The following is a 19,554-nucleotide window of genomic DNA, read 5'->3' as shown; positions in this document are numbered from 1 at the left end:
CGCGCGAAAGAGCGAGAGAGAGAGAGAAACCGCAGTCGAGCCGCGTGTCGTCAGACCCGGCTCAGCACTCGGACCAGCCGCACGACTCGCACGTCTTGCAGCCCTCCGAGTAGTACAGCGTCATGCTGCCACAGTCGGGACACTCGGGCGACTCGCCGTTCGCGATCAGTTCGTCGACCGCGTCGGTCGTCTGCTCGACGTCGCCGGCGTCCTCCGGCCCGGGGGCGCCCTCCGAGGGAGCCTCGACGGCCGCGCCGCCGTCGGCCTCGGGGCCGCTCGCGGCGTCCGTCTCCTCGGTCACCTGGTCGAGGCTCGTCTGCTCGGGGTAGCCCTTCTCCACCTCGTCGTCGAGGTAGCGGCGCATCGCCGTGCCGATTGCGTCCGGGATGGACTGGATCTGCTCACCCTTGTCCCAGGCGATCTTCGGCGAGCGGGTGCCCTGCAGTTCGTCGACGATCTCGCGCGGGTCGACGCCCGAGCGCAGCGCCGTCGAGATGACCTTCGCCAGCGACTCCGTGAAGGAGTTGGTGAAGCCACCGGAGTGACCGATGTTGGCGAACAGCTCGAACGGCTCGCCCGTCTCGGGGTCCTCGTTGATGGTGATGTACATCTTCCCGTAGCCGGTCTCGATGAGCTGGGTGACCCCGCGCAGCGAGTCCGGCCGGGCGCGCTTCTCGGTGTAGTCGATGTGGACCGTCTTCTCGTCGGCCGCTTCGAGGAGGTCCGCGACTTCCTCGTCGAGGGCGGCCTGGACGTCCTCGTTGTCGAGGAAGCTCTCGATGCCGCCGAACACCTCGGTGATCTGCTCGACGAGCGCCTCCGCGGCCTCGCTCTCGTCGGCGAACTCCGTGTTGTCGGCGCGGGTGGTGAGCACCTGCTTCGAGCGGGTGCCGTCGCGGTAGTAGGTGACGCCCTTGCCGCCGTGCTCGTAGATGTACTCGAACACTTCCTGGGCGTCCTCCAGCGTGGAGTCGTTGGGCGCGTTGACCGTCTTCGAGATGGCCGAGTCGACGCCCGTCTGGCAGGCGACCTGCACGCCCGCGTGGTCCTTCGCGGTGAGGTCGCCGGTGACCACGAACAGTTCGCCGATGGCGTCCGGCACCGTCTCCAGCCCCTCGACGCCGTCGAACTCGTTGTTCGCCATCTGCGCTTGTGCCTCCTCCTTCACGGCGTCGACGTCGATGTCGTTCGCCTCGAGGGTGCGGAGGAAGTAGTCGTCGAACTCGACGAGCATCTCGTCGCCCTGCACGTCGTCGGAGACGTTCTTGTAGTAGGCGACGTTGTAGATGGGCTCACAGCCGCCGGTGGTGTTGCCCACCATCGACGTGGTGCCCGTCGGCGCGATGGTCGTCGTGTTGTGGTTGCGGATCGGGTAGCCGTCCTCCCAGTCGTGGGGGTCCTCGCCGACGTACTGCTCGAACCAGTCGGCGTAGCGGACGGGGTCGGCGTACTTCGAGTCGGCCCAGTCGTTGAAGGAGCCGCGCTCCTCGGCGAGTTCGTGACTGGCGGCCTTCGACCCGTGGTTGATGTGGGTCATCAGCTCCTCGGCGACGAGGTTCCCCGTCTCCGAGCCGTAGCGGACGCCCAGCTGGATGTACAGCTGTGCCAGCCCCATGACGCCGAGTCCGATCTTCCGCATGTCGCGGACCTTCTCCTCGATCTTCTCGACCGGGAAGTCCGACATGGTGACGACGTTCTCGAGGAAGCGCGTCCCCATGTCGATGCGGTAGTCGAACTCGTCCCAGTCGATTGCCTCCTCGAGGAACGCCTCGACGGCGGCCTGCTCGGAGTCGTACTCGTCGGCGTGTGCCTCGCTCCAGACACGCCAGTCGGGGGCGTCCAGGTCCGCGAGCGTCGAGAGGTTGATGTGGCCGAGGTTGCACGCCTCGTACTCCTCCAGCGGCTGCTCGCCGCACGGGTTCGTCGCGAGGATCCGGTGGTCGGGGTGCTCCTCGACGTCGAAGCTGTGGAGCTTGTTGATGCGCTCGAGGTAGACGACGCCCGGCTCACCGTTCTCGTGGGCGCCCTGGACGATGTGGTCCCAGATTGCCTTCGCCGGCACCGACAGCACCTCGCCGACCTCGACGTGCTCGCCGAGGCCGAACATCTCGTACAGCTCCTTCGTCTGGGGCGTCGCGACGTGGGGCTCCTCCGTGCGCGGGTTGGTGAAGGTGAACTCCTCGCCGTTCTGGAGCGCCTCCATGAAGTCGTCGGTGACGCCGACGGAGATGTTGAAGTTCGAGAGGTGACCCTCGACGGCGTTGCGGAGGTGCTTGGGCACCTTCCCGTCGTCGTCGATGAGCTCGCGCGCCTCGTCAAGCGCGTCCGCGAACGACGTGTGCGTGAAGTCGTCGGGGTCGTTGAGGCGGAGCGTGTTCGCGAGGCTCACGTCCTTGTTCTTCGCGTGGATGAACTGGATGACGTCCGGGTGCGAGACGCGCATGACGCCCATCTGGGCGCCGCGGCGGGCACCGCCCTGCGCGATGGTCTCGCACATCTGGTCGAACGTCCGCATGAACGTGATCGGGCCGGAGGCGATGCCACCGGTGGAGCCGACCGCGTCGCCGTACGGGCGGAGCTTCCAGAACGCGTACCCCATCCCGCCGCCGGACTGGAACACCTGCGCGGCCTCCTTGGCGGTCTGGTGGATGTCGTCGATGTCGTCGCCGGGCGAGTCGACGAAACACGCCGACAGCTGCTGGAGTTCGTCGCCGGCGTTCATCAGCGTCGGCGAGTTCGGCATAAAGGAGAGCCGCTCCATCAGCTCCTGGAACTCGGCGGCCGTCTCCTCGACGTGCTCGCGCACGCCGTCGGGCAGTTCGGGGACGACCGTCTCGTAGGCGAACTTGTTGACGTTGTAGACGGTCAGCTCAGTCTCGGCGTCGTCGTCCGCGGTGACGCCGGCGCCGAACACCTCGGCAGCGAGTTCGTCGCGGCGCGGGTGGTCGGGCTTGAGCTGGTCGGGCGTGACGGTGACGGGCTCGTCGGCCTCGTACACCGCCTCCGCGAGCGCGACGTTGCGGCCGACGCGCTCGAACAGTTCCTCCTGCGTCTCGACGGGCTCGCCGTCCGCGTCCTTGCGGAGGTAGCGGGCGGGCAGGATGTTGTCGTAGGCGTTGGAGGTGAGTCGCTCCGCGAGCGTCTCGCCTTCGGTTCGTTTGATCGGCAGTTCCAGTTCGTCGGCGCCGAGGTCCGCGCGACTCATTCGTCGCGGGCCTCCCCGGCAGGACCGGTCGAACGGCAGATCTCGGTGTGGGCGTAGTGGCGTTCCATTGTGGTTTCGGACGGACGTTCCGTACCGGATCCACGCAGATAAACGGCGTGGATTCCGGTACGCTTGTGTTAATTCAAGCTCACTTGACGTACGCGCCGCTTGTCGATTCGAGCCTGAACGCGTTGGATTCTGCGCGTACTGGTGTTGTACGAGGGGCAGTATAAGGCTGTTCAGACCGGGGTGAAAGTGGTCGGCGACGACCCGGTGGGTAGAACCGCCGGACGGCGGCGGTGGGCGTGTTCGTGTATAGACACGATCACACAACTGTGTACGATCTGCCGACGTTCGAGTGACAACCTGCAAGCAAGAAGGGGTATAACGGATGCGGCTCAATCCGGTGGCATGGACGCACACGCCGTGGCCGCCGTCGCATCGACCGCACTCCTCCAACTCCCTGCCCCCCTCGACACGACGGTGGGGAAGGTGTTCCTCGCGCTCGTGGCGTTCCTCGTCGTGTTGACCGTCGGGCGTGTGGTGCTCAGCATCGCGTGGAAGGTGGCGCTGATCACCGCGCTCGCCGCCGGCGTGTTCCTGTTCGTCACGACGTTCGTCGTGTAACACGGCGCGAGCCGACCGGGGTCGGCGTCCGCGACGTGCGCAGCGAGAGACACGACGACGGCGGAACACGAGGGGACGTACTTATTCGTGTGAGCCGCATTCTCACAGCCAATGCCTCGTCCGCCATCTCCCCGAACCGTGGACGCCGACCTGCTCGCGATTCGGCGAGCAAGCCGGCGGATGGCGCTGGCGGACGACACCACCACCGTCGCCGAGGAGTTCGTCGACACCTGTTCGTCGGACCTCGGCGTCGCGTTGGCCGCGGTCCGTGGCTACGACCCCCGCCGCGACGCCCTGGGCGTGTTCGCCGCGACGGACGCCGCAGAGCCGTACCTCGACGAGTGGAGCGAACACCGCCGGGGCGACGACGACAGCCCCGCGTGGCGCGCCTACGTCGACGGCGCGTCGGTGTCTGTCGCTGGGGCGACATCCGGCACCGGCGCCGACCCCGTCGAACACGCGCTGTACATCCCGCTTGGCACCCACGGCGTCGCGACGGTCGCGACGCTCGACGAGGATGGGTTCGACGAGCGGACCGTCTACCTCCTCGAGACGCTCGCGTCCGACGTGACGGCGGCGCTGGAGGCGGCGGCCGACCGTCGCGGCCTCCACGGCCTCCACGACGCCACGCGGGCGATGCAAGCCGCCGACGATCCGGAGGAAATCGTCGCCGAGGCCGTCGACGCGACCGAAGCGGTCCTCGGCGTCCCGTACAGCGGCGCGCGTCTCCGCGACGTGGAGTGTGACACACTCCCGCTCGTGGCCGTCTCCGACGCCGCCGCCCAGGACGTCGGCGTCGGCGGCGACGAGGCCGCCGAGCGGGTCGCCCGCGAGGTGTTGGCGCGCGGAACGCCGGAGATCCGAGACGGCGAGGGCGATGACTCGACCGCGAGTGCACTCGGCGTGACGGCAGTGTACCCACTCGGCGACCACGGGACGCTGTCGGTCGCGCTCCCCGAGGGGATGCGCCTCGACGGTCGTCGCCGTGAGTTGGCCCGCGTGCTCGCCGACAACACCGCCGCGGCGCTCGACCGAGCCGAGCGAGCCGTCCGCCTGCGCGAACAGGCGTCGACCATCGCCGCGCAAGACGAGCGCCTCGAGGAGTTCGCGAACGTCGTCTCCCACGACCTGCGCAACCCGCTCAACGTCGCGCAGGGACGCGTCGACTTCGCACGCGACAAAGTACAGGCCGGGGACGACGACGTGGCCGCGGACCTGGAGACCGCCAGCGAGGCGCTCGAACGCGTCGCCGACATCATCGAGAACGCCCGCGCGCTCGCCGTCGGACAGGAGGTGGACGAGACGGAGCCGCTGTCGGTGTGTGAGACGGCGACGACCGCGTGGGAGGCCGTCGAGACGGGCGACGCGGAACTGCTCGTCGAGGCCGACCGCACGGTGGAGGCGGACCCGAGCCTGTTCGCCCAACTGTTCGAGAACGTGTTCGCCAACGCCGTCGATCACGCCGGCGACGCGCCGCGCGTGCTGGTGACCGGCACCGAGACCGGGTTCGCCGTCGAAGACGACGGCCCGGGCGTGCCGGACGACGAGCGCGGGGCGGTGTTCCGCGTCGGCTACTCGGGCGCCGACGGGACCGGCCTCGGCCTCGGCATCGTCGCACGCGTCGCCGAGGCGCACGGCTGGACCGTCCGCGTCGAAGACGGCGAGCGACTCGGCGGCGCGCGGTTCGTCGTCGAGACGTGAGCTGGCGCAGCTACGAGGAACGAGAGCTCCGACCGAGCCGGTCGGCTACTCGACGACGACCGCACCACGCATCCCGAGTGACTCGTGGGGCTCGCACGAGTACAGGTACGTACCGGGCGTCTCGAAGGTGTGCGCAACGTGGACTCCGGGGTCGGTGAACACGGTTGCGGATCCCGCGTCGATCGCTTCGAAGACGACGTTGTGCGGCCCGCTCTCTTCGACCCACCTCCACTCGACGGTCGTCCCAGCGTCGATGCGGAGTGCCGGGGGGCCGAAGGCGAAGCTACCGCCGTTGCCCGCGACGCCGACGGAGACGGTGGCGACCTCCGTGCCGGTCCGGTCGACGATCGTGCCGTCGAAGTTGCCGGAGGCGACGACCCACTCGTCGAGTTTCTCGTTGCCGGACGACGGCGGCTCCGCGACCACGACGACGCCGCGCATCCCGTCCTCGCGGTCCGGCTCGGAGACGTAGCGGTGGACGCCCGGCTCCGTGAAGATGTAGTGGTACTGCGTGCCGTGCTGGGCGTTGGTGCGTCCGCTGTCGAACGTGCCGTCGAGCGCGACGACGTTGTGTTGACCGCCATGGCCCGTCCAGTTCCACCGGACGGCCGTCCCCGGCGCGACCTCGATCGCCGGCTGGACGAACGCGAGGCCGTCGTCGGTGTGTTCGCCCACGGCGACCGTCGGGGTCGAACGCGGTGCCTGACGGACGATCTCGCCGTCGTACCCGTTCGCCCCCGCGAGCCACTCTTTGAGGGGCTCGTCGGCGGGCGCCTCGGTCGGGTCGGTGCTCGCGGTCGCGGCGGTCGTCGCCGGCCCGCCGTCGTCGGTTCCGTCCGGCTCGTCGCCCGGGTCAGCGGCGGAGACACAACCGGCGAGTCCGACGGCTCCTACGAGGGCGGCACGTCTCAGCAGTCGTCTGCGGCTGGGGGACCGTGACATCACGGCTCGACGTCGGTGCGCCGTCGTGACGATACCCCGTGATGCGTTCCAGATCCTGAAACGCAGTGGGGGCGTCTATCGTGTCGCCGGATTTAACTCATCGTAGTGGATGCCCTCGCCAGACAGCGAACGATGTACGCGGCCCCGACGCTCTCGCCCGGACACCGTCTCGGGGCGACGCCGGGCCACACCCCTCCGACAGTCATGACCGATACGCCCTCCACGGATCTCCAGTCGGTACTCGAGACCCTCGCCGATCCCGAGTGTCGGGAGATCCTGACGATACTGGAAACGCCCCGCAGTGCCGCCGAAGTCGCCGACCGCTGCGATCTACCGCGAACGAGTGCCTACCGGAAGTTGGAGGCGCTCTCCGACGCCGGCCTCGCCAGCACCGGGACGAGTATCCGCACCGACGGGCACCACGAGAAGACGTACGAGCGGACGGCAACGGGCGTGTTGGTGCTGCTCGACGGGGAGACGGAGGGCGGGTTCGAGTTCGAGTTGCGACAGGAGTCCCCGGGTGCGGACGAACACCTCGCGCGCCTCTGGTCGCGCATCAGTGAGGAAGTGTGAGCGCGACCGTCCCACCACTCGTCATCGTGTTCAAGACGCTCACGCTCGTCATCGGTGGGTTCGTCACCTACACCGCCGCCCGCGCCGCCCGGAAGACGGGGTGGGCGGGCCTGACGTACCTCGCGATCGGCTTCGGGATCGCGACGTTCGGCTCGCTACTCGCGGGCGTTGCCGATCAGTCGTTGCTGTTGGACACGTCGACGGCTCTCGTCGTCGAGAACGCCCTGACAACCACCGGGTTCGCCGTAATCGGCTACTCGCTGTACGCGACACAGCGTGGAGCCGGCGGCGATCCGTGAGCCGCACCGCCCGGACACGCAAGCGGTAAGCCCCCGGCCCGACCACCGACGGTAGACACGATGCTCCTCACGCTCGAAGGGCTCGACGGGAGCGGGAAGACGACCGCGTGGGAGGCGCTCCAGGCCACCTACCCCGACGCGACGTTCACGCACGAGCCGACCGACACGTGGTACGGTGAGGCCGTCCGCCGCTCGCTCGGCGACGACGACACCGACCCCCTCTCAGACCTGTTCCTGTTCACGGCCGACCACGCCGACCACCTCTCGCGGGTGGTCCGCCCCGCCCTCGCCGACGGCGACGTCGTGATCTCTGACCGCTACACCGACTCGCGGTACGCCTACCAGGCGGCCAGCCTCGCCGACACGGAGATTCGCCGTCCGTTGGAGTACGTCCGCGGCATCCACGGCGCGTTCACCCGCGAACCGGACGCGACCATCTACCTCGACGTGGACCCCGAGACCGCCGCCGCCCGCGCGGGGGCGACCGACAAGTTCGAGCGCGTCTCGTTCCTCGCAGAGGTGCAGTCGAACTACGAACGCCTCATCGACGCCGAACCCGAGCGGTTCGTCCGGGTCGACGCCTCCCGCTCGCCCGAGGAAGTGATCGACGCCGTCGAGGACACCGTCGAGCGACTGATCGACGCGTTCCACGGCGACGACGCCGACGACTGATCCGTCGCTCGCTGCCGACCGCCCCGCCCGCTCGCCCGACCCGCCCGTCTCGCTTTTGCCCTGCCGGTCCGACGGGATCGTATGTCACGCGGAGGGTCGGCTCGCTCCAGTCGACGGTACGGAGCGGTCGCGCTCGTCGTCCTCGTCGTCCTCGCCGGGTGTACTAGCTTCGGCGTCGGGGGCGGCGACGGCGGCGCCCGGACGGTCAACCCCGCGCTCGCAGAGACGCCCACGGCCACCGCGACCCCGACCGGGGGGTTCCCGGCTGGCGTCTCGCCCGCGGGCGTCGACGTCGAGGCGATGATCGACGCGCACCGCGCGGCGCTGGCGAACGGGTCGTGGACCGTCTCGCTGAACCGGACGGTGGTCGGACTCGACGGCGAGGTCGAACGCTCCAGCGCGCGCGTGCTCGTCGACGGGAACCGGTCGCTGTACACGTTCGAGCGCGTCCGCGGCGACAACCGCCTCGCGAACGCCCACTGGCGCAACGGCACCGCCGCGGCGAGCAAGCGAGTCAGTTGGCGCGGCGACGTGACCCTCGACGGTCGCCCGCGCGACGCCGGCGGACCGGCCGGCCTCGACCCGACCGGCGGCGCGTGGCTGTACGCCGCCTCCGTGGACACGCGGCCGAGCTACGCCGGGGTCGAGGTGACGCCGAACGGCACAGTCACGCTGATCGAAGCGGCAGAGGGGCGCATCGAGCGTTCCGGGCTCCCGGACCGCCGGCAGGTGCGGCTGTCGGCCCGAGTCGACGAGCGCGGCGTGGTCCGGTCGCTGTCGCTCCGCTACGAGGTGTTCCTCGGCAACGAACCCGGGTCGGTGACGCTGTCGCTGCGGACCACCAACGTCGGGTCGACGACCGTCCCCCGCCCCGAGTGGGTCGACCGCGCGCTCGCGAACGCCACGGTCGACGACCCCGGCGACGGGTCGACGCCCGGCGCGGCGGACGACGACTGACCGCGCGGCGGACTGGTGGCGCACCACCACGCCGGACCACCGCCGCCACCCCGACTTATCCCCCGTGCCGCCGTGCGGTCGGTGTGCACCGAGGTCTCGTCGTCGCCGCGCTCGTTCTCGCGGTGCTCGTAGCCGGGTGTGGCGCCGGCAGCGACGACGGGTCTCGGACGGTCAATCCCGCGCTCGCGGAGACGCCCACGTTCACGGCGACGCCGGCGGTCACCGAGACGTACCCGCCGGGCACCGGTCCCGACGGCGTCGACGCGCGCGTGCTGGCGGGGCGCCACGACCGGGCGCTCGACCGGGTGAACTCGACGGTCCACATCGAACAGCGCGTCGTCACGGCAAACGGGACGACCCTCTCGGCGACCGACATCGCCGTCGAGTCCGCCGGCCCGCGCGTCCACTACCGGGTGAACGAGACGGGCGGCCTCCCGGGCGAGTTCGTCTCGCCGTTCCCCACCTTCGAGTTCTGGACGAACGGGAGCGTCACCGTCACCCGAGCAGTCAACGCTGCGGGGGACGTGACCGTGCGGCGGATCCAGGGACAACCGCCCACGATCGGCGGCACGGACGACAGCGGCGAGGAGGCGGTGTTCGGCGCGGTCGTCGGCACGGACGCCCGGGTCGTCGGCACCGCGACCGTCGACGACGAGGAGTTGTTCGTCGTCCGCGCGGACCACGACCGACTGAACCGCACCGGACGAGTCACGTACCGGAACTACAGCCTCGTCGCGTACGTCACCCCCGAGGGGGTGGTCCGGTCGTACGAACTCCAGTTCACGGCGACGTACGACACCGAGAACGGGTCCGTCGTCGCGACGACCACCGAGCAGTTCCGGTCGAGCGTCGGCGGCAGCGTGGCGACGCCGCCGCCGTGGGTCGTCGACGCGACCCGGAGCGTCGGTGGTGAACCGGACACGGCCGACGGAGAGAGCGAACCGGCACAGATCGGCACCGGCCAATCAGGTCGAAATACCTACACGTAGGCGGGTGGAGGGCGAAGCGTGTCCCTCCACCGACGAAGACGAGTTCTCGCGGTCGTTTGCGTGGCGCTCGTGCTCGTGACTGGCTGCGGCGGCGTCGCGGAACCGCACGACGCAACACGAACGGTCAACCCCTCGCTCCAACAGACGCCGACGCCGGTCCCGCAGACCGAACCCGACGGCTCCGTGTTCGACACTGTCGACGACCGCCCGATGACGACCCAACCGCCGGTACCGGCTGGGATCGCTCCCAACGCGTCGACACCTGAGAGTGAGGTGAACGAGACGCTGTTGTACCGTACCCACGTCGCGGCCCTGAACGACACCTCGCACTCGGTGACGGGGAGCGTTCGAGAGATCGGCTGGCGAGGGGGCGAACCGAACACTACGGAGTACCACGCCCGCATTGACTGGCCCCGAGGTCGGTTCGTCTTCGACTGGCCCGACCGCGGCGACGCCACCGCGAGCGTCGTCTACTGGCGCAACGCGACCGACCAGTACGCGCGCAGGGACAGCTACGAGGGCGAACCCAGAGTCTCGACACAGCCGCTGAACGCCCCCGAAATGCTGGAGACGTTCCGTCGGGGCGGGTACCTGATCGACCGGATCGCTGACAGCGAGCTCCGGTACCGTGGCGCGGTCGACACGCCGTTCGGGCCGGCTCACCTCCTGACGACGACTGGCGCCGACAGACGGGCGGCGTATTGGGTCGACCCAGACGGCGTGGTTCGCGCTGTCGGTGTACGGTACGTCGAAGAACGGACCGGCGGGAACGTGACGGTCGTCGAGCAGGCGAGCGTCGTCGACGTCGGCAACACGACCGTGACCCGCCCGGCGTGGGTGAACGAGTCACGATAGACTGGCCCCTACTCCGACGCCGGCAGGTCGTACTCCTCGGGCGGCGGAACGTACAGCAGGTCGATGGTGAACCCGAGCGCGAGCGGGACGGCGACGAACACCGCGAGGAACAGCCCCGCGGCACCCTCGAACAGCGGTGGGATCACGGTCCCCTGAATCAGCCCGAGCACCAGTAAGACGACCGGCGAGACCATGAGCGTGTAGACGACCCACCCCCACTGCGTCTTCAGGCGGATGCGGAAGAAGCGCGACAGCACCGCGACGACGAGCGTGTTCACCGCGAGCGCGACGAGGGTGAGCACGAGCGCGAGGGCCGAGACCATACCCACGCTTGGGGACGGGCGCTCTTTTCGCTGTCGGGCGCGAGGCACACCGGCGGGGCGAGACGCGGCAGTGCGCGTGACGCGGACCGACTGCCGCGGGCGCCGACCGGCGGGCGCGTCCCGCCGCAATTTATGCCGGATGCGGCGGGAGTGGCGAGCTATGAGCGACGACGTGACGCGGATCGTCGGAGAACGGGACCTCGACGACACCCGCTTCGACGCCGAAGACGCCCGGGCGGCGCTGCGGGACGTGATCCGAACGCGACGCTTCGACGAGCGCGCGCTCGCCCTCCAACGCCGCGGGTGGATGAGCGGCTACCCGCCGTACGAGGGGCAGGAGGCTGCGCAGGTCGGCGCCGCCCACGCGATGCGCGACGACGACCACCTGTTCCCCACCTACCGCTCGAACGCCCTCCAGATCGCTCGCGGCGTCCCGATGAGCGACATCCTCCTGTTCCGTCGCGGCTTCGCCGAGTACCACTCCGACCACGACGTGCCCGTGTTCCCGCAGGCGGTCCCCATCGCCAGCCAGATCCCACACGCCGCCGGTGCGGGGATGGCCGCGAACTACGCCGACGAGGACTGGGCCGCGCTCGTCTGCTTCGGCGACGGTGCGACCAGCGAGGGCGACTTCCACGAGGGGCTGAACTTCGCGGGCGTGTTCGACGCGCCGACCGTCTTCTTCTGTGAGAACAACGGCTGGGCCATCTCGCTCCCGCGCGAGCGCCAGACCGCCAGCGAGTCCATCGCGATCAAGGCCGACGCCTACGGCATCGACGGCGTGCAGGTCGACGGCAACGACCCGCTGGCGACGCGCGCAGTCGTCGAGGACGCGCTGGCGAGCGCCCGCGACGGCGACCCCGTGCTCGTGGAGGCGCTCACCTACCGCCGCGGCGCCCACACGACCGCCGACGACCCCAGCCAGTACCGCGACGGCGACCCGGACCTGCCCGAGTGGCGCCTGCGCGACCCGGTCGACCGCTTCGCCGAGTGGTGCGAGGGCCAGGGAATCGTCGACGGCGACTTCGTCGAGGAGGCGACTGCCGAGGCGAACGAGGAACTCGCCGACGCCGTCGACACCGCGGAGGCGGTTCCGCGACCCGACCCCGAGGAGATGTTCGACTCGATGTACGAGTCCCTCCCGGCGGACGTCGAGCGCCAGCGCGAGGCGGCCCGGCAGGTCGCCGACGAGCACCCCGAGACGTACGAGTTGGAGCGGTAGACGAGGCGCCTCGCGCTCAGGCGGTCATCGACACGTACGTCCGCGTGTCCGTGACGCCGTCGATCCCGCGAACCGCGTCGGCGACGGTGTCGAGCACGGTGTACATGTCCGGGGCGTCCACCTCCGCGACGATGTCGAACTCGCCCGCGACGACGTGCGCCTCGGTCACCGTCTCGATCCGCGACACCGTGTCCGCGACGCCCGGCGTGTCCGCGTCCCCGCTCACCTTCACCATCACGAACGCGTGAACCATGCCGTGTGTCAACGAGTAGCAGGAACAAAACCCTTCCTCTGAGTCGGGGGTATCGTTATATTCTCCCGTGGTAATTGGTAGCACATGCGTTTCATCGTCATCGGAGCGGGACGTGTCGGACTTCGCACGGCGCGGGTGCTCCGCGAGGAGGGGCACGACGTGACCGTCGTGGAGCGCGACGCCGACCGGGCGAGTCGGGCGCGAACTGCGGGGTTCAGCGTCGTCGAGGGTGACGGCTCCCACGAGGACGTGCTGGCGAAGGCGGCGGTCGAGCGTGCCGACGCCGTGGGCGCGCTCACCGGCGATCTGAACGTGAACTTCGCGGCGTGCATGATCGCCAAACACCACGGCTGCCGCACCGTGATGCGCATCGACGAGGACTACCGCGAGGAGATCTACCAGAAGTACGCCAACGAGGTCGACGAGATCATCTACCCCGAGCGCCTCGGCGCCATCGGCGCGAAGAACGCCCTGCTGGGCGGGAACATCCGGGCAATCGCCGACATCGCGGAGAACCTCCAAGTGCTGCTGTTCACGATCCCCGACGAGTCGCCGATGCGCGGCTACACCCTCAGCGAGGTGCAACTCCCCTCGCAGGCGCGCCTGCTCGCGTTCGGTAAGCAGAACCAGGCGATGGGGATCCCGTTCCCCGACGACTCGCTGGAGGCGGGCGACCGCGTCGCGGTGCTCGCTGACTTCGAGGTGCTCGACGACGTCCGACAACTGCTCGTCGGCGACGACGCCGCGGGGACGCTCGCCTCCGCCGCGGGGTCGGGAGGTGGTCTCTGAATGGTCGTCGCGTACGTCATGGTGAAGGCCGCCTCCGGCGACGCCGACCGCATCCGCGACGGGATCCTGAACCTCGAAGGGGTCCAAGAGGCGCACATCGTCGCCGGCGACATGGACTTCGTGGTGAAGGTGGAGGTGGACGCGCCGACGGACGTGAAGCGCGTCGCCGCCGACGGGATCCAGGGGATCACCGGCGTCGAGGACACGCAGACGTACATCGCGATGGGCTGACCGGTTCGGACACGGTCGACTCGCCGCCCCGGTCTCGTTCTCGCGCTCCCCGCCTCAGAAGCCGTCACTCCCGCCGGCGGCGCGAGCGCGGCTGATCAGCCCCGACACCGGTTCGCCGTACTCGTAGCCGGGGATGACCCCCTGCACGTACGTCCCCTCGACGTAGTCGACGACGGCGACGGCGTCGTTCAGTCCCCGGCGTTCGTTCAGGTCGCGCAGCGACTCCGCGACGACGACCTCGTCACCGGCGCGTTCGACGGTCGGGTCGAGGTCGTGCCCGGCGGTGGTCACGTCGCCGATGGTCGCGATTCGGCGTTCGAAGGTGTCGAGCCACCCGTCTTCGACCACGTCCGCCACGTCGTCCGCGACGACCGCAGACAGCGTGGGGACGGTCACGGTCACGTCGAACTCGATCCGCCCGTCGTCGGCCTCCGCGACCGCGATGCGGCCGTCGAACGGCGTCGAGGTGACGACCAGTTCGCCGTCCGCGGGGTCGTCGGCGACGGCGTCGTGGTCGCGGACGGCGCCCCGCACGCGCCCGGGGACGGCGTCGTCGGCACCGGCGTCGTCTGTGTCGCTCATGCCCGACGTGAGGGCCGGGCGCCGGATAAACGACGCGCTCGCAGCGGTACCCGGCGGCCCGACGACGCCTCGGCGTCCGCGTCGCCGGCAGTCGACGCCGGCGAACGCGGGCCTTTAGCCGCGCCGGTCGAAGCGGCGCGCATGGCCGACACGTTCCACGACACCGACGCGCTGGTCGCGGCGCTCGCCGACGCCGAGTTCGACCGCCCGCCGGCGCTCGTCGCCAACGCCCACATCACCGGCGTCAGCGTCGCCCGCGCGCTCGCCGCCCACGACGTGCCCGTGATCGCACTCGACCGCGTCGACTCCGGCCTCGCACCACCCTCGGACGCCGTCGACTACGCCGGTCGCGTCACCTACCCCCTCGACGACGCCGACGGCTTCCGGGCCGACGTGGAGCGCATCGCAGACGCCGTCGACCACGAGCCGATCGCGTTCGCCTGCATGGACGAGTGGGTGCGCGGGTTCGCCGAGACGGAGCCCGACGGAGTCCGGCTCCCGTTCTCCGACCTCGCTGGCGTCGAGCGCGTGCTGAACAAGGCGAACCTGTACACGCTGTGTGAGGAGCTCGGGGTGCCGTACCCCGAGACGTACGAGGTGGGCGAGACGCCCGCCGACGAGGTGTGTGCGGCGCTCGGCTTCCCGTTCGTCGTCAAGCCCGCGCACAAACGGAAGTTCGAGGAGGCGTTCGGCACGAACGTCATCGAGGTCGCCGACCGCGAGGCGTTCGACGAGGTCGTCGCAGAGGCGCGCGAGTACGGCGCGACAGTGCTCGCACAGGAGAAGGTGAACGTCGAGGTCGGCGCCGACACGTCGCTGGCGAGCTATATGCCCCCCGAGAGCGCCGACCGTGAGCCGCTGGCGGTCGTCGGCAACGCCGCGGTCCGGTACCCCGAGTTCGGGAGCTCCTGTCTCGTCGAGCGCGTCGAGGAGCCAGCGGTCCGCGAGCACGCGCTCACGGTGCTTGAGGAGACGGGCTACCACGGCATCAGCGAGTCAGAGTTCGTGTACGACGCGGACCGCGCAGAGTACGTCCTGCTCGACGTGAACACGCGCCCGTGGAAGTGGATCTCGATGCCCGTCGCCGCCGGCGCGAACCTCCCGATGGCCGCCTACGCCGACGCCGTCGACGGCGTCGAGTACGAAGCGACGGCGACCACGGACGGTCCCCGCGACGCGCGCTGGGTGTACCTCCCGGACTACGTGCAGCGATGCCTCACGGACGCCGCGTTCTGGGACGTACTCTCGGACGACGACTGGGCGAGCCTGCTGTCGGGCGACTTCGAGGCGAGCGAGGGCGGCCTGACGACGGGCGTGTACCGCCCGAGCGACCCCGGCCCTGCGGTGACGTACCTCACCGGGGAGTTCACCGACCGCGAGTACTACTGTAGCTGTTGAGGGCGGAGGAGGGAGTCACCGGACCGTTTTTGTCAGATCTCCCGGTAGTCTGCCCTCCCGTGACACGCGCGTTCTTCCCCCGCCGGATCGAGACCGAGCGCCTCCGCTTCGAGCCGCTCACCCCCGAGGCGACCGACCCGTTCGACCTCTACGAGTTCGTCAGCCGCGACGACTGGCGCGGCGTGGCGACCGACCACATGTCGTGGTTCCGATTCGACCGCGTCGACCAGGTCGCGACGTTCCTCGACCGCGCCGCCGAGCAGCGCCAGAACCGCGAGACGGCCCGCTACCTGCTCCGGTCGACCGAGGCGGACGGCGACATCGTCGGCGTGACCGCGTTCGGACCGGAGTGGGAGGAACGGCGGGCGGGGACCGGAATCGTGCTCGCCGAGTCGTACTGGGGGCGAGAGTACGGTCTCGAACGCGCGTCGGCGTTCGTCGAACTCGCGTTCGAGCGGTACGACCTCGACGCGTTCTACTCGACGTGTGCGGCCGACAACGAGCCGTCCCGGCGGATGATCGAGAAGTACGTCGACCGGTACGGCGGTCGCCACGAGGGGCTGCTCCGACAGCACTCCGCGCGCCCGTCGGGTGAGGTCACAGACCAACACCGATTCAGCATCACGCGGGCGGAGTACGAGGCCGCGACTGCCGACCGTGAGACGCTGGCGTTCGACGTGGAGTGGTAGACCGAAGGGAGCGGTCGACGAACAAATCGCCGTTTGACCCTCCGGGAGGTTCTTCAAGCGCGCCGGTCACGTCGGGGTGTGAAGCGCCGAGGCTTCCTCGCCGCGGCCGCCGCACTCGCCTCTGCCGGGTGCGTCGCACGCGGACCGGCCGGAACGCCCTCGCCGACCGTTACCGGGGCCGGAGCCAACCCGGCGAAGCACCTCGGTGAGTTCGTCCTCTGGAACGACCACACCGAAGCGCAGAGGCTCTCGGTGACGGTCCGAGGCGGCGGGGAGACCGTGGTCGACGTCGAGCGTCACCTCGACCCGGGCGAGGTCGAGCGAGTCGACAACCTCATGACCCGGCAGGGAACCTACGAGGTCGTCGCGACGCTCCCGGACGGACCCCGCGACCGGCTCACGTGGGAGATCACCTCCTGTGGGAACTACGAGTACGTCCGGGCACACGTGACCGAGGACCGCGACGTGACAGTCGAGGTCGGGACACAGACTGTGGTGCCGCCTCCCGAGTGCGAGTGACAGCCGGCAGCTCGACGAGGGGACCGACTCACACCAACCGCAATTTCGCCGTCCAGAAGTCGTCGAACGCGTCGTCCAACGCCCGTACCGGCTTCCCCGTGGCGTCGCTGCCGGCGGTGTGGTCCGCGAACTCGTCGAGTCGGCGCACCGCGTCGCGCTCCCCCACCAGCACCACGCGGTCGAGGTCCGCGGGGAGGTCCGCCAGCGCCTCGCGACAGTCGTCGAGGTGCTCGTCGATCTGTTCCTCGCGCAGGCGCTCGTAGCGCGCCTGCGAGAACCCGCCCTTGTCGTGTTCGTCCATCACGTCCGTCCGCACCGTCTCCACCGAGACGCGCTCGTCGCCCTCGTACACGCCGACGGCGAACGTGTCCGAACGAACGAGCCCGAACGCGAATCGGCCGGTCGGGCGGAACCATGCCTCGTCGACGCGAAACTCGTCGCGCCACTCGCAGAACGGCTCGGGGTCGAGTGCCGGGTCGAGCGCACAGCAGACGACCCCCGCGTCGTCGACGTACACGAGCGTCGGCGCCGCCCGCCGGACGAGCGAGACGCGCCCGTCGAGCGACGACGCGACGGCGTCGGGCACGCTCCCGTCGTCGGCGACGAACGCGGACAGCGCCCCCTCGGGACCCGTCTCGACGCTCTCCAGTCGAGCGATCACCTCGTCGCGGCGGCCCGGGCGCAGCGTCTCGACCCCGCGGAACTCGACGTTCGGCTCCCCTTCGCGTGCCTCCGCGCGTTCCAGTCGGTCCTCCAGTTCGGTGACCCGGGTCTCCAACTCGTTGACGCGCTTCTCCGCCGCCTGCCGCTTGCGGGCGGCCTCGCCGCGGCGCTCCTCCTCGGCCTCCATGCGCGCGACGGCGTCGTCGCGCTCCCCCTCCAACTCGGCGATGCGCTCCTTCAGGTGGGCGCGGCCGAGGAGTCTGTCGAGCATACCCGACTCCGCGGCGGCGGGGGACAAAAACCGTGGCGTGTTCGACCGCGAGCGCGGCGCGCCGACTACGCGTACTCCGCGGGGTCGCCGGTGTCGCCCTCCCACCCGGTGAAGCGGATGAGGTCGCGGGCGCGTTCGGCGTTCGCGAGGAACACCTCGCTGCGACCCGGCAGCCGGAACTTGAGGTCGTCGGGCACCGCCACTTCGGGGAGCGCGAGCGTCCCCGCGGGCACGTCGTCGTCGCCGACGACGGGGAAGTGTCTGGTGCCGACCTTCATCACGAGGGGGTTGTCGAGTCGGGAGATACCCGACTCGTCCGCGTAGAGTTGTTCGTTCACCCGCTCGTGGTCCGCCTGCTTGATCGCCGCCTCGGCGTCCGCTCTCGGCTGGACGTACATCTCGCCCAGGTAGTAGCCGTGTGAGAACCGTTCGAACATGCTGTACGGAAGGGAAGTCCCGGTTTGCCATGTTAAATGTTAGCACGAACCTTTATCTCGGACCGCATTCACGGGCGTCGCCGTTCTCGGGGTGTGAGAATTGGACCCGGACCGGTCCGGGTTTGGGGGTGTCCGTGGGACTGCCGGAGGGGTGGGAGCCGTCGCGCGCGCCTCGCCGACACCGACGGCTTGAGGGTCGCCGCGGCGGACCGACGTCGTATGTCCGAGTTCACCCGTTTCGGTCTCGGGACGTACAAGCTCACGGGTCCCCAGTGCGTCGAGAGCGTCGCCACCGCCGTCGAGGCGGGGTACGACTGCATCGACACCGCGCAGGGGTACCAGAACGAGGCGCTCGTCCGCGAGGGCATCGAGGCCGCCGGCGCCGACCCCGACGACCTGTTCGTCGCGACGAAGCTCAAGACGGACAACCTCAGCTACGACGACGCGTACAACACGGCCCACGAGTCGGCCGCCCGCCTCGGCGTCGACTCCATCGACCTGCTGTACGTCCACTGGCCGATCAACTCCTACGACGCGCCCGAGACGGCGCGCGCGCTGAACGACCTCGTCGCCGAGGGCACCGTCGACCGCGTCGGCCTCTCGAACTTCCGGCCCGACCAACTCGACGAGGCGCGCGAGCACCTCGACGTGGACATCTTCGCCCACCAGGTCGAGTGTCACCCGATGCTCCAGCAGGAGGAACTCCGCGAGTACGCCCGCGAGGACGGCCACTGGCTCGTCGCCTACTGCCCCATCGCGCGCAACCAGGTCGCCGAGATCGACGAGATCGTCGCCATCGCCGACGCCCACGACGCCACCCCGGCGCAGGTGTCCATCGCCTGGCTGCTCGCCCACGACGAACTCGCCGCCATCCCGAAGGCCACCAGCGAGGCGCACATCCGCGACAACCTCGCCGCCACCGACCTCGAACTCACCGACGACGAAGTCGCGACCATCGACGCGCTCTCGGAGGAACACCGGATCGTCGACTTCGAGGAGGCGCCCTGGAACCAGGCCGACGCCTGACACAGCGCCGCACGTATTACTTTCACTCCGGACAAGGCTGTTAGTTAACCCCGTCGCGGTCGTCTCCGTGGGTACGATGGTTCGATCCTCCAGCGGAGACGACGGACGAGACGCTCCCGTCGGGGGCGGCGTCCGACAGGTACTGGCGGTCGCCGTGCTGTTCGCGGTGTTGGGCGGCGCGCTCGTGCGCGTCGCCACCGTCGATGCACCCCCCGCGGCGCTGTGGGTGGCGCTGTCGGTGGTCGTCGTCGCGGCGGCGACGGTGGTGTTCGGCGGCGACGCGGTCCGGACGGCCGCAGAACTCCTGAGTCGGTGACCGCCCCCGACCGGG

23 protein-coding genes are annotated in these 19,554 nt (G+C 69.8%); 16 read left to right on the top strand and 7 right to left on the bottom strand.

What is annotated here, in order from left to right; genetic code table 11:
* Positions 1–61: 61 nt before the first annotated feature.
* On the bottom strand, positions 62–3,205 hold the full coding sequence (locus tag P0R32_RS04605; protein ID WP_276238778.1) for an adenosylcobalamin-dependent ribonucleoside-diphosphate reductase: 3,144 nt from the start codon (positions 3,203–3,205) through the stop codon (positions 62–64).
* A gap of 411 nt (positions 3,206–3,616) precedes the next feature.
* On the opposite strand from P0R32_RS04605, the gene P0R32_RS04600 reads away from it, so the two are divergent.
* Together P0R32_RS04600 and P0R32_RS04595 are read left to right on the top strand one after the other, a co-directional pair.
* Positions 3,617–3,832, top strand: a complete 216-nt coding sequence (locus P0R32_RS04600) for a DUF8029 family protein (protein WP_276238777.1) — start codon at positions 3,617–3,619, stop codon at positions 3,830–3,832.
* Positions 3,833–3,943: 111 nt separating this feature from the next.
* On the top strand, positions 3,944–5,533 hold the full coding sequence (locus P0R32_RS04595) for a sensor histidine kinase (protein ID WP_276238776.1): 1,590 nt from the start codon (positions 3,944–3,946) through the stop codon (positions 5,531–5,533).
* A gap of 45 nt (positions 5,534–5,578) precedes the next feature.
* On the opposite strand, the gene P0R32_RS04590 is transcribed toward P0R32_RS04595, so the two are convergent.
* Complete coding sequence (locus P0R32_RS04590; RefSeq protein ID WP_276238775.1) at positions 5,579–6,475, bottom strand: halocyanin domain-containing protein; 897 nt, start codon at positions 6,473–6,475, stop codon at positions 5,579–5,581.
* Between the two features lie 204 nt (positions 6,476–6,679).
* Between P0R32_RS04590 and P0R32_RS04585 the strand changes: the two genes are divergently transcribed.
* The 6 genes from P0R32_RS04585 (at position 6,680) to P0R32_RS04560 (ending at position 10,820) form a co-directional block, all read left to right on the top strand.
* Complete coding sequence (locus P0R32_RS04585; protein ID WP_276238774.1) at positions 6,680–7,048, top strand: winged helix-turn-helix domain-containing protein; 369 nt, start codon at positions 6,680–6,682, stop codon at positions 7,046–7,048.
* Positions 7,045–7,347 carry a DUF7521 family protein gene (locus tag P0R32_RS04580; RefSeq protein WP_276238773.1) on the top strand — a complete coding sequence of 101 codons (303 nt, stop codon included), beginning with the start codon at positions 7,045–7,047 and terminating at the stop codon, positions 7,345–7,347. The genes P0R32_RS04585 and P0R32_RS04580 overlap by 4 nt, the downstream gene beginning before the upstream one ends.
* Positions 7,348–7,407: 60 nt before the next feature.
* On the top strand, positions 7,408–8,019 hold the full coding sequence (gene tmk / locus P0R32_RS04575) for a dTMP kinase (RefSeq protein WP_276238772.1): 612 nt from the start codon (positions 7,408–7,410) through the stop codon (positions 8,017–8,019).
* A gap of 81 nt (positions 8,020–8,100) precedes the next feature.
* On the top strand, positions 8,101–8,976 hold the full coding sequence (locus tag P0R32_RS04570; RefSeq protein WP_276238771.1) for a hypothetical protein: 876 nt from the start codon (positions 8,101–8,103) through the stop codon (positions 8,974–8,976).
* An 83-nt stretch (positions 8,977–9,059) separates the two neighbouring features.
* Positions 9,060–9,965 carry a hypothetical protein gene (locus P0R32_RS04565; RefSeq protein ID WP_276238770.1) on the top strand — a complete coding sequence of 302 codons (906 nt, stop codon included), beginning with the start codon at positions 9,060–9,062 and terminating at the stop codon, positions 9,963–9,965.
* A gap of 60 nt (positions 9,966–10,025) precedes the next feature.
* Positions 10,026–10,820 carry a hypothetical protein gene (locus tag P0R32_RS04560; RefSeq protein WP_276238769.1) on the top strand — a complete coding sequence of 265 codons (795 nt, stop codon included), beginning with the start codon at positions 10,026–10,028 and terminating at the stop codon, positions 10,818–10,820.
* A gap of 8 nt (positions 10,821–10,828) precedes the next feature.
* On the opposite strand, the gene P0R32_RS04555 is transcribed toward P0R32_RS04560, so the two are convergent.
* Positions 10,829–11,143: a DUF7991 family protein gene (locus P0R32_RS04555; RefSeq protein ID WP_276238768.1), complete on the bottom strand. Its 315-nt coding sequence runs from the start codon at positions 11,141–11,143 to the stop codon at positions 10,829–10,831.
* A gap of 172 nt (positions 11,144–11,315) precedes the next feature.
* On the opposite strand from P0R32_RS04555, the gene P0R32_RS04550 reads away from it, so the two are divergent.
* A complete protein-coding gene (locus tag P0R32_RS04550) occupies positions 11,316–12,365 on the top strand; it encodes a thiamine pyrophosphate-dependent enzyme (RefSeq protein ID WP_276239356.1) in 1,050 nt (349 codons plus the stop codon).
* A gap of 16 nt (positions 12,366–12,381) precedes the next feature.
* Here P0R32_RS04550 and P0R32_RS04545 read toward each other — a convergent pair whose 3' ends face one another.
* Positions 12,382–12,618 (bottom strand): Lrp/AsnC family transcriptional regulator, encoded by a 237-nt coding sequence (locus P0R32_RS04545; protein ID WP_276238767.1) that lies wholly within the window; start codon positions 12,616–12,618, stop codon positions 12,382–12,384.
* 84 nt (positions 12,619–12,702) lie between these two features.
* Between P0R32_RS04545 and P0R32_RS04540 the strand changes: the two genes are divergently transcribed.
* Together P0R32_RS04540 and P0R32_RS04535 are read left to right on the top strand one after the other, a co-directional pair.
* A complete protein-coding gene (locus tag P0R32_RS04540) occupies positions 12,703–13,407 on the top strand; it encodes a potassium channel family protein (protein ID WP_276238766.1) in 705 nt (234 codons plus the stop codon).
* Positions 13,408–13,638, top strand: a complete 231-nt coding sequence (locus P0R32_RS04535) for an Lrp/AsnC family transcriptional regulator (RefSeq protein ID WP_276238765.1) — start codon at positions 13,408–13,410, stop codon at positions 13,636–13,638. It begins immediately after the preceding gene.
* A gap of 54 nt (positions 13,639–13,692) precedes the next feature.
* Here P0R32_RS04535 and P0R32_RS04530 read toward each other — a convergent pair whose 3' ends face one another.
* On the bottom strand, positions 13,693–14,220 hold the full coding sequence (locus P0R32_RS04530) for a DUF5813 family protein (RefSeq protein ID WP_276238764.1): 528 nt from the start codon (positions 14,218–14,220) through the stop codon (positions 13,693–13,695).
* Positions 14,221–14,361: 141 nt separating this feature from the next.
* Between P0R32_RS04530 and P0R32_RS04525 the strand changes: the two genes are divergently transcribed.
* The 3 genes from P0R32_RS04525 to P0R32_RS04515 all read left to right on the top strand — a co-directional run bounded on the left by P0R32_RS04525 (position 14,362) and on the right by P0R32_RS04515 (position 16,826).
* Positions 14,362–15,618 carry a carboxylate--amine ligase gene (locus P0R32_RS04525; RefSeq protein WP_276238763.1) on the top strand — a complete coding sequence of 419 codons (1,257 nt, stop codon included), beginning with the start codon at positions 14,362–14,364 and terminating at the stop codon, positions 15,616–15,618.
* Positions 15,619–15,677: 59 nt separating this feature from the next.
* The gene (locus P0R32_RS04520) at positions 15,678–16,307 is read left to right on the top strand and encodes a GNAT family N-acetyltransferase (RefSeq protein ID WP_276238762.1); all 630 of its coding nucleotides are present in this window, start codon (positions 15,678–15,680) and stop codon (positions 16,305–16,307) included.
* Between the two features lie 78 nt (positions 16,308–16,385).
* Positions 16,386–16,826 carry an Ig-like domain-containing protein gene (locus tag P0R32_RS04515; RefSeq protein WP_276238761.1) on the top strand — a complete coding sequence of 147 codons (441 nt, stop codon included), beginning with the start codon at positions 16,386–16,388 and terminating at the stop codon, positions 16,824–16,826.
* Positions 16,827–16,854: 28 nt separating this feature from the next.
* Here P0R32_RS04515 and P0R32_RS04510 read toward each other — a convergent pair whose 3' ends face one another.
* Together P0R32_RS04510 and P0R32_RS04505 are read right to left on the bottom strand one after the other, a co-directional pair.
* Entirely contained in the window at positions 16,855–17,760 is a 906-nt protein-coding gene (locus P0R32_RS04510) for a Vms1/Ankzf1 family peptidyl-tRNA hydrolase (RefSeq protein ID WP_276238760.1), read from the bottom strand.
* Between the two features lie 65 nt (positions 17,761–17,825).
* On the bottom strand, positions 17,826–18,197 hold the full coding sequence (locus P0R32_RS04505) for a DUF5802 family protein (RefSeq protein WP_276238759.1): 372 nt from the start codon (positions 18,195–18,197) through the stop codon (positions 17,826–17,828).
* Between the two features lie 219 nt (positions 18,198–18,416).
* Between P0R32_RS04505 and P0R32_RS04500 the strand changes: the two genes are divergently transcribed.
* Together P0R32_RS04500 and P0R32_RS04495 are read left to right on the top strand one after the other, a co-directional pair.
* The gene (locus P0R32_RS04500; RefSeq protein WP_276238758.1) at positions 18,417–19,223 is read left to right on the top strand and encodes an aldo/keto reductase; all 807 of its coding nucleotides are present in this window, start codon (positions 18,417–18,419) and stop codon (positions 19,221–19,223) included.
* 76 nt (positions 19,224–19,299) lie between these two features.
* Positions 19,300–19,539, top strand: a complete 240-nt coding sequence (locus P0R32_RS04495; protein ID WP_276238757.1) for a hypothetical protein — start codon at positions 19,300–19,302, stop codon at positions 19,537–19,539.
* Positions 19,540–19,554: the final 15 nt, after the last annotated feature.

It is taken from the genome of Halobaculum marinum (assembly GCF_029338555.1).
GTDB classification, from domain to species: domain Archaea; phylum Halobacteriota; class Halobacteria; order Halobacteriales; family Haloferacaceae; genus Halobaculum; species Halobaculum marinum.
The sequence above is the reverse complement of the archived record's forward strand: the minus strand, read 5'-3'. Positions and strand labels throughout refer to the sequence as shown.

Coding starts and splice junctions, on each gene's coding strand:
- P0R32_RS04495 (WP_276238757.1), top strand. CDS start 19,300: ATGGTTCGATCCTCCAGCGGAGACGACGGACGAGACGCTCCCGTCGGG.
- P0R32_RS04540 (WP_276238766.1), top strand. CDS start 12,703: ATGCGTTTCATCGTCATCGGAGCGGGACGTGTCGGACTTCGCACGGCG.
- P0R32_RS04585 (WP_276238774.1), top strand. CDS start 6,680: ATGACCGATACGCCCTCCACGGATCTCCAGTCGGTACTCGAGACCCTC.
- P0R32_RS04570 (WP_276238771.1), top strand. CDS start 8,101: ATGTCACGCGGAGGGTCGGCTCGCTCCAGTCGACGGTACGGAGCGGTC.
- P0R32_RS04545 (WP_276238767.1), bottom strand. CDS start 12,618: ATGGTTCACGCGTTCGTGATGGTGAAGGTGAGCGGGGACGCGGACACG.
- tmk (WP_276238772.1), top strand. CDS start 7,408: ATGCTCCTCACGCTCGAAGGGCTCGACGGGAGCGGGAAGACGACCGCG.
- P0R32_RS04530 (WP_276238764.1), bottom strand. CDS start 14,220: ATGAGCGACACAGACGACGCCGGTGCCGACGACGCCGTCCCCGGGCGC.
- P0R32_RS04605 (WP_276238778.1), bottom strand. CDS start 3,205: ATGAGTCGCGCGGACCTCGGCGCCGACGAACTGGAACTGCCGATCAAA.
- P0R32_RS04500 (WP_276238758.1), top strand. CDS start 18,417: ATGTCCGAGTTCACCCGTTTCGGTCTCGGGACGTACAAGCTCACGGGT.
- P0R32_RS04510 (WP_276238760.1), bottom strand. CDS start 17,760: ATGCTCGACAGACTCCTCGGCCGCGCCCACCTGAAGGAGCGCATCGCC.
- P0R32_RS04595 (WP_276238776.1), top strand. CDS start 3,944: ATGCCTCGTCCGCCATCTCCCCGAACCGTGGACGCCGACCTGCTCGCG.
- P0R32_RS04535 (WP_276238765.1), top strand. CDS start 13,408: ATGGTCGTCGCGTACGTCATGGTGAAGGCCGCCTCCGGCGACGCCGAC.
- P0R32_RS04505 (WP_276238759.1), bottom strand. CDS start 18,197: ATGTTCGAACGGTTCTCACACGGCTACTACCTGGGCGAGATGTACGTC.
- P0R32_RS04600 (WP_276238777.1), top strand. CDS start 3,617: ATGGACGCACACGCCGTGGCCGCCGTCGCATCGACCGCACTCCTCCAA.
- P0R32_RS04525 (WP_276238763.1), top strand. CDS start 14,362: ATGGCCGACACGTTCCACGACACCGACGCGCTGGTCGCGGCGCTCGCC.
- P0R32_RS04590 (WP_276238775.1), bottom strand. CDS start 6,475: ATGTCACGGTCCCCCAGCCGCAGACGACTGCTGAGACGTGCCGCCCTC.
- P0R32_RS04555 (WP_276238768.1), bottom strand. CDS start 11,143: ATGGTCTCGGCCCTCGCGCTCGTGCTCACCCTCGTCGCGCTCGCGGTG.